This is a genomic window from Shewanella sp. A22 (assembly GCF_053850585.1).
On the sequence record NZ_JBSQBN010000045.1, the window covers coordinates 23,899 to 31,175 of the forward strand.

A 7,277-nucleotide genomic window follows, 5' to 3' on the forward strand; every position below is an offset into this window, starting at 1 on the left:
GTACATAAAGCTACACCCGGTTTTCACCGACACCAAGTGAAATAATTCGGCTAATATGCGCTAAGTTCATGCCCGACTCTTGTTGCCATTGATTAAACGCCGCTTGGGACTGGCGCAAAGCGGTTTGCGATGTAAACCCCGCATCAACTACTTTATGCCCTGTTAAATAGGCCTGCACATCTTGGGTAAGCAGAAAGGTATCCTTACCCATTGTGCGTAAAAAGTAAGGTCCGGTATTTCCGCCTAAACGAGTTCCACGTTTTTTAAGTGATTGCCATAAACCAGTAATATCGTGCGTTGGCCATTGAGCAATAAACTGAGCAAAACTACCGTATTCAGCACTGATGGCTTGCACCATATAAGCATTATCAACTATGGCTTGAGTTTTCTTTTGATGGCGGATCAACTCAGGATCGCTGGCACGTTGTTGAATTTGATCGTGTGATAACATCAGCACCTTCATCGGCTCAAAATCAAAAAAGGCTTTTTCATAAGCAGGCCATTTATTGACCACGACGCGCCAAACAAAGCCACTTTGAAACACTTGCTTACTGAGAGCTGACAATAGAGTAGCATCTGAATATTCGCGAATTTCATCAGCAGTTAAGGTTTGTGGCAATAATGACGTTACCGCTTCTGGGCCACCTTTACGCTCACAAGCTCGCGTCCATATGTCATTAAACTTTTCTAGCTTCGCCACACTATATCCTCACAATAATACCAACGACACGGCAACATATAATACCAATACTGATCCACTGATACGTTACAGCCTACAATTCAGTTTACTTTGAAATATATTTCAATTTTCAAGGATTAAATATTACGCTCTTTTTTAAGTTGTAAAAACTGCTTCCACTTAACGACTTCTGGTGGCATTTCAGGCATTTCATCGGTGAAACCTGCTGCAGCAATTAAGGTTTCCACAGGAACCTGCTTCCCCCGACACATAAACACACCACGTACATGGGCAATGCAATGTAGGCCACGTTCGGTAAGCATACGATGCTCAATATAAAAATACTTTTCGTCCCACCCGACCATTTTAGTTTCAATGGTAAATTGTTCAAACGGCTTAATATCACGAATATAGGTAAACTCCGCGGCGTTCACTATCGGTAACCATTTATTTTGTAAAAACTGCTTCATCAAGCCTAATTCGGCAATCAAATAGGTGCGAGCTAAATCAAAAAAGGCAGGATAACGCGAATTAGTTAAATGTAAATTAATATCGCAATCTAATGGCAATACTCGATAGCTAATTCGGCTAGTATCTAAAAAACTTATTTTTTTACAGTGACCTATTCGCCATATAAATAACCAGATAAAACGAAAATACAGGTTCATGAACAATTTACTCCTAATGTAAGCGCAACAGGCTAACAAAGGTCATACCAGTGAGCAAGCACGTTCACCTCATTCGACACATAATATTCCCATGCAATACTGAAGAGATTCAGAAATATTATTGTTCCTCTCATAAAACAGTGATTAGCAATGCTTTATTACATTAATGCGACCGATCCCCCTTTTCATCTTAATCTGAACTGATTACCATAGCAGCGCGTGTTTTGGTGAGTCACACTTTAAGCTCCCATTATTTAACGCACACTTATTGTTTTTAATTCTCAGGGCGGGGTGCAATTCCCCACCGGCGGTATGCTTGAAAAAGTGAGCCCGCGAGCGCTCGATTCGTCGAGGTCAGCAGATCTGGTGACATAGGCCATGACTCTTAAATGAGTAAAACCTAACAGTCCAGAGCCGACGGTTATAGTCCGGATGAGAGAGAATAGAGATACATCGATAAGCTTCGGCTGTTAGGTGCAATTTGTTTTGGATTTATATCCCTCTTTACTAAAGCCCTGATTCTGGTCATTTTAGGAGTACAACCATGAATCAGCTATCACTACTTGCCGAATTTGGCGAACCAATCACTCGTGTAGAAAACGCATTAGAAGCATTAAGAGAAGGCCGAGGCGTATTATTACTAGACGATGAAGACCGCGAAAATGAAGGCGACATTATTTATTCTGTCGAGCATTTAACTAACGTCCAAATGGCATTAATGATCCGCGAATGCAGCGGCATTGTGTGTTTATGTTTAACCGACGAGCACGCGAATAAACTGCAATTGCCACCGATGGTTGTTAATAATAACAGTGCCAATCAAACCGCCTTTACCATCTCTATAGAAGCAAAGCTTGGTGTAACGACAGGCGTTTCAGCTCAAGATCGTGTTACCACGATTAAAACAGCGGCAAACCGCGACGCTAAAGCTTCTGACTTAGCTCATCCAGGGCATGTATTCCCATTACGAGCTCGCGCTGGCGGCGTAATGACTCGCCGTGGCCATACGGAAGGTACGGTTGATTTAATGCAAATGGCAGGCTTAATGCCAGCTGGTGTATTATGCGAATTAACCAACGAAGATGGCACTATGGCCAAAGCACCAGAAATTGTTGCTTTTGGTCGCAAACATAATATGCCCGTATTGACCATCGAAGACATGGTGATGTACCGCAACCAGTACGATTTAAAATTGGCGTAGTTAATTAAAGTCACTAATAGACTGTCACAAGAGTGACGCACTATTAGATAAAAATGAGAGACGCATTATTAAATGGTGTCTCTTTTTTTACATCTAATAAGTTATAAAAAATATCATAAATATAGATTAAGCTTCGATTTGGCTTATAGTAATGCCATATTATAAGTCGAACGTCATAACCGATACGCAAAGAGGTATAAATGAGATGTGAATTTATTCCTGCCACAGAAAAAGACAAAACCTACCTACTCGGTTTACGTAAATTAACGATGGTTGAGCATTTAGAAAAGTCTGGGCAGTTCTTGTCTGATGCACAACATGAATTTAGATTAAACGATGCTTATGAATGCTCTTATCTGGTCATGTACGCCAACGAGATAATCGGGACGTTAAAGTATCGAGCCAATAAAACTACAGTCGAAATAATGCAGCTCCAAATCCATCCATTGTTTCAAAGGCAAGGATTTGGCAAAAAAATCTTACAACAAATCATCACAGATTCGAAGCCGAAATTAATTGAGTTAACCGTGTTAAAAGAGAATCCTGCATTGCAGCTATACAAAAGGTTAGGATTTGAAATCACGGGTGAAGATCAGCACGAATATTTTATGCAAATTAGTACTCGCTATTAGCCATCCATGACCGCTTAATGGTTTCATTTCTGAAACAGAAGATTACAGCTGCATCACCCCATCGGCTTTAATTTGCACCAGACTAGTATGCATAAAAAATTGAAAACCTTTACATCACTGGTAAATAAAAGCAGGATAATGAATTACTTAACATACAGTTTTACAAAAAAATGGAACCTCACTTGAAAATTGAATTAGCATCCTCACCGTCATCGGCAGACCTAAAAACAATCAGCGAAGGCATTCAGGCATTTAATCAACAGCATATGCCAACCGAGGTTGTGCTTGAGCCTGATACTCGTTTTGCGGTATTTGCTCGAAACGAAGCGGGTCAGGTTGTTGGCGGTATTCGCGCTAATGCATTTTGGAACTACTGCATTATCGAATTGCTCTGGCTGTCCGAAGAAGCGCGTGGTCATCGACTCGGCTCTAAACTGATGCATGAAGCTGAAGCGTATGCAAAGTCAAAAGGCTTTCAATATATTCGCACTGAAACACTCGACTTTCAAGCCAAGGCATTTTACGAAAAACTCGGCTATAAGGTCTTTGGTGAGTTGTCAGAATACCCAAAAGGTCACATTACTTACTGCTTAGTTAAAACCTTGTAGTGGCGGATAAAATATAACGAAAGACTTGATTTGAAATTAACTAATCCAAATAAAAAAACAACATATTAATATAAGTAAATCAATTTTAAGAAGATAACATCGGAGGTTCACATGAAACGAGTCACTGGTATCGGCGGCATATTTTTTAAAGCAGAAGATGCTCCTGCATTGCAAGCCTGGTACATGCGTCATCTCGGCATTGATGTTCAGGAATGGGGCGGCGCGGCTTTTTCTTGGAGCGACTCAAATGACAAGCCCACTGTTGGAACCACTATCTGGGCGGTAAGTTCAGATAAAAGCGACCAATTTGCCCCAAGCCAAGCCCCATTTATGATCAACTACCGCGTTGAAGACCTTCATGCAGTAGTTGCCGCCCTCAAAGCAGAAGGCTGTAATGTACTCGATAAAATAGATGAATCTGAATACGGCAAGTTTGCGTGGGTGATCGATCCTGAAGGTAATAAAGTGGAGTTATGGCAGCCGCCTTTAGGTCAATAGCAACACTGTTCACATCCATGTGAAATTAACTTGGAGACAAACTAAATCACAATGCAGTAATAAACGTCTGATACTGACTCATGGTATTGGCATCGTCTAACATGCCTTGATGGCCAACATTGGGCACCATAATTAACTGCTTATTGGCTGACTGGCTAGCTACAAATAGTTTTTCAGACAATTCAGGCGGGACCTCTTCATCACCTTCTGCCGCAATGACCAATAATGGCCCTTGATAATATTGCGCGACCACTTGCTTATTATCTGTTTTACGAAAATCACCTGGCATTTCCAAAGTCATAAATGGTGCCATATACCAAGGTGTTTTTTCATCAACCCAATCATCGGCATTAGTTGCTGAACCGTGTAAAATCAGCGCATCTATTTTATTATTTTTAGCTAAATCAGCGGCAATAAAACTGCCTAGTGAGTAACCGTGCAATATCACTTTTTCAGGCTGATATTGCTGATGTAAATAATCCAGTTGTTGCTGTGCATCTGCAATAATATTGTTAATGCTTGGTTGGCCTTCACTTGCCCCTAATCCACGACGATCCATCACTAAAATGTCAGTATTGAGCGTCGATAATGTAGTAAGAACCGACAGGCCATGTGGTTCGATTTTCATGCCGTTGCCTTGATAAAACACCAATGTTGTAAGGCTATTGGGGTTATCAATATAAAAACCATTTAACTTAACGTGATCACTTGTCTCTAAGCTAAGTGGGGTAATCAAATGATTAGGCATCGCCTGCTGTAATTGTTGAGTAAACTCAGCAGTAAACGCTGCGGGGACTTCATCGCTGGCAATAAAAGTGCTTTCACTTAGGCGCATAGTACATGCTGAAGTAACCAGCACTGTGGTTCCTATCATTACACCTGTGGTTATTTGTTTAAGCCAATTTTGCATATTATTTTCCTTAATTTACTCATCGTCCTTGTGGACTAAAATGTCACCTGGCGAGCATTGTAAATGCTGGCAAATAGCGTCTAGTGTCGAAAATCGAATAGCTTTTGCACGGCCACTTCTAAGCACTGACAAATTTTGAGGGGTTATGCCTATCAATTCTGCCAATTCAGTGGACTTCATTTTCCGCCTTGCCAGCATCACATCCAGCTCAATAATTATGGCCATTAAATTGTCAACTCCACCTCTTCTTGAAGCTCCGTTGCATGCTTCATGACCCATGCTACACAGTAAAAAATCATCCCGAAAAGTGCATACTTTAACTCTTGACTGCCAAGACTAAAATAAACAGGTACCGCACTAGATGTACCGCTAAAGTGCAATGTAAATGCGATGATCATGGGGTAAAAAAGGCTGAGTAAAATCCAGACTAAAAATACTAAGGCAATACGGCTCAAGCAGCGGAAGTTACTTGGAGTAAACACATGACCTTGCTGATACAGACCAAAAAGTTGATAGAGAAAAGAATAAATAAACAGGTAAGGTAGAATTTCAACACTGCCCAGAATGATCCCTGGATGAAATCCCGCATCATAAAGGCTTTGAGCGAGAGCTTGCCAAGGTGTACCAAAGTCGACAGCTAAATAACTACTAAACCAACCCCACCAATCAATGGCTAACACATATTCACCCGCTTGGAATTCTCCGAACACCATAGTGCCGCTATAACTAGTGACTTGTAATAAAGCTAAAAATACAATCAGCAATTTAATCCATTTACTTAACGAGACAATTCTATCCATGATCATTCTAAGCTGATTAATGTTAAAATAAAGTTAACACACAAACCCTTTATCAGCAATAAGTTATCGATAAACGATACTATTAAGATATTAAATCTAATATACCTATTGGTGATAATCCAAAATCATCCGCTTGAATCACAATAAATGACTATCGTAATAAATGATTAAAGTGCCTATGCTATCAACTCGTGATAGATGACATAATGTTGTTGATAATGCTCAACAACTTTTACTCGATAGCTTTGTTTCACATCTATAACACATGAGAGTATCGTTAATAACTGATTGTATTATATAGATTTAACAGAAAAACCATTAATTCAGGAGTAAAGTGATGAATATGAAAGCATTTTCGACGTTAGCCGGATTATCTTCATATACGCTGCGTTATTATGAAAAAGTCGGTTTACTCAGCAAGATTCAACGAAATAGCAGCGGCCATCGAGTCTATACAGCCAAAGATTTAGAATGGGTTAATTTTGTCAAACGCCTTAAAGACACTGGTATGCCTTTAGCTGAAATAGTCAAATACGCCGTATTACGAGAGTTAGGTTCAAGTACTGTGTTAGCTCGTCAACAACTACTTGAGCATCACAAAGACCAGTTACAAGCTCACATTGAACTCCAGAAAAATCATTTATTGGCGCTTGAAAACAAAATTAGTTTGTATAAAGCCAATAAAGTCCGTTGACTTAGAGTTAGCTCTAACTTGTATGGTGTAGCTTCTACTTATCAATAGGAGTACATCAATGCCAAACTCAAGATTTACTTTAGGCATGGAACAGTTGTCAAAAATTGATGGCAAAGCAGGTCATAACGTTATTAAAAGCCTGCAAGATATCTGCCCTGACTTAGCCCGATTTACCATTGAATATCCGTTTGGTGATATCTATACCAGACAAGCATTGGATGTAAAGTCGCGAGAAATAGCCACGGTTGCCGCGCTAACCGCTTTGGGCAATTGTAAACCTCAACTCAAAGTCCATTTAAACGCGGCTTTGAATGTTGGCTGCAGCGAAGATGAGGTAAAAGAAGTGTTGTTACAAATGTCAGTTTATGCGGGGTTTCCAGCAGCGTTAAATGGTATGTTTGCATTTAAAGAGGTCCTTGAAGAACGACTATCATGACCTGTAACAAATAATACCAATCTCATTAAATATCTGGTCAGTTCAGAGTCACTCAGGTTTTTCAATTCAAGGCACATTGATGTAGAAATGGTTGTTGCCTTTTAAATCGATGTAACACAGAAGTGGAATACCTGAGAGACTCCATTCTGGC

At 40.1% G+C, this 7,277-nt stretch carries 11 protein-coding genes and 1 riboswitch; of the genes, 6 read left to right on the plus strand and 5 right to left on the minus strand.

Annotated elements, in window-relative coordinates; translation table 11 throughout:
* Positions 1-10: 10 nt before the first annotated feature.
* Positions 11-700 (minus strand): DNA-3-methyladenine glycosylase I, encoded by a 690-nt coding sequence (locus ACWXWT_RS10200; protein ID WP_456041477.1) that lies wholly within the window; start codon positions 698-700, stop codon positions 11-13.
* Positions 701-816: 116 nt separating this feature from the next.
* Positions 817-1,347, minus strand: a complete 531-nt coding sequence (locus ACWXWT_RS10205; RefSeq protein WP_456041478.1) for a thioesterase family protein — start codon at positions 1,345-1,347, stop codon at positions 817-819.
* Between the two features lie 273 nt (positions 1,348-1,620).
* A riboswitch (FMN riboswitch) is annotated at positions 1,621-1,795 on the plus strand.
* A gap of 96 nt (positions 1,796-1,891) precedes the next feature.
* On the opposite strand from ACWXWT_RS10205, the gene ribB reads away from it, so the two are divergent.
* The 4 genes from ribB (at position 1,892) to ACWXWT_RS10225 (ending at position 4,286) form a co-directional block, all read left to right on the plus strand.
* Positions 1,892-2,548, plus strand: a complete 657-nt coding sequence (gene ribB, locus ACWXWT_RS10210; protein ID WP_456041479.1) for a 3,4-dihydroxy-2-butanone-4-phosphate synthase — start codon at positions 1,892-1,894, stop codon at positions 2,546-2,548.
* Between the two features lie 200 nt (positions 2,549-2,748).
* The gene (locus ACWXWT_RS10215) at positions 2,749-3,180 is read left to right on the plus strand and encodes a GNAT family N-acetyltransferase (RefSeq protein WP_456041480.1); all 432 of its coding nucleotides are present in this window, start codon (positions 2,749-2,751) and stop codon (positions 3,178-3,180) included.
* A 182-nt stretch (positions 3,181-3,362) separates the two neighbouring features.
* The gene (locus ACWXWT_RS10220; RefSeq protein ID WP_351088258.1) at positions 3,363-3,788 is read left to right on the plus strand and encodes a GNAT family N-acetyltransferase; all 426 of its coding nucleotides are present in this window, start codon (positions 3,363-3,365) and stop codon (positions 3,786-3,788) included.
* Positions 3,789-3,899: 111 nt separating this feature from the next.
* Positions 3,900-4,286 carry a VOC family protein gene (locus ACWXWT_RS10225; protein WP_456041481.1) on the plus strand — a complete coding sequence of 129 codons (387 nt, stop codon included), beginning with the start codon at positions 3,900-3,902 and terminating at the stop codon, positions 4,284-4,286.
* A gap of 46 nt (positions 4,287-4,332) precedes the next feature.
* Here ACWXWT_RS10225 and ACWXWT_RS10230 read toward each other — a convergent pair whose 3' ends face one another.
* The 3 genes from ACWXWT_RS10230 to ACWXWT_RS10240 are packed head-to-tail and all read right to left on the minus strand — an operon-like array spanning position 4,333 to position 5,996.
* Positions 4,333-5,196 (minus strand): alpha/beta hydrolase, encoded by an 864-nt coding sequence (locus tag ACWXWT_RS10230; RefSeq protein ID WP_456041482.1) that lies wholly within the window; start codon positions 5,194-5,196, stop codon positions 4,333-4,335.
* Positions 5,197-5,211: 15 nt separating this feature from the next.
* On the minus strand, positions 5,212-5,421 hold the full coding sequence (locus ACWXWT_RS10235) for a helix-turn-helix domain-containing protein (protein WP_011639279.1): 210 nt from the start codon (positions 5,419-5,421) through the stop codon (positions 5,212-5,214).
* The gene (locus ACWXWT_RS10240; RefSeq protein ID WP_456041483.1) at positions 5,421-5,996 is read right to left on the minus strand and encodes a DUF2975 domain-containing protein; all 576 of its coding nucleotides are present in this window, start codon (positions 5,994-5,996) and stop codon (positions 5,421-5,423) included. Before ACWXWT_RS10240 ends, ACWXWT_RS10235 begins: the two co-directional genes overlap by 1 nt.
* A 337-nt stretch (positions 5,997-6,333) precedes the next feature.
* On the opposite strand from ACWXWT_RS10240, the gene ACWXWT_RS10245 reads away from it, so the two are divergent.
* A complete protein-coding gene (locus ACWXWT_RS10245; protein WP_456041484.1) occupies positions 6,334-6,690 on the plus strand; it encodes a MerR family transcriptional regulator in 357 nt (118 codons plus the stop codon).
* Between the two features lie 58 nt (positions 6,691-6,748).
* Positions 6,749-7,126: a carboxymuconolactone decarboxylase family protein gene (locus tag ACWXWT_RS10250; RefSeq protein ID WP_456041485.1), complete on the plus strand. Its 378-nt coding sequence runs from the start codon at positions 6,749-6,751 to the stop codon at positions 7,124-7,126.
* The last annotated feature ends 151 nt before the right edge of the window (positions 7,127-7,277 follow it).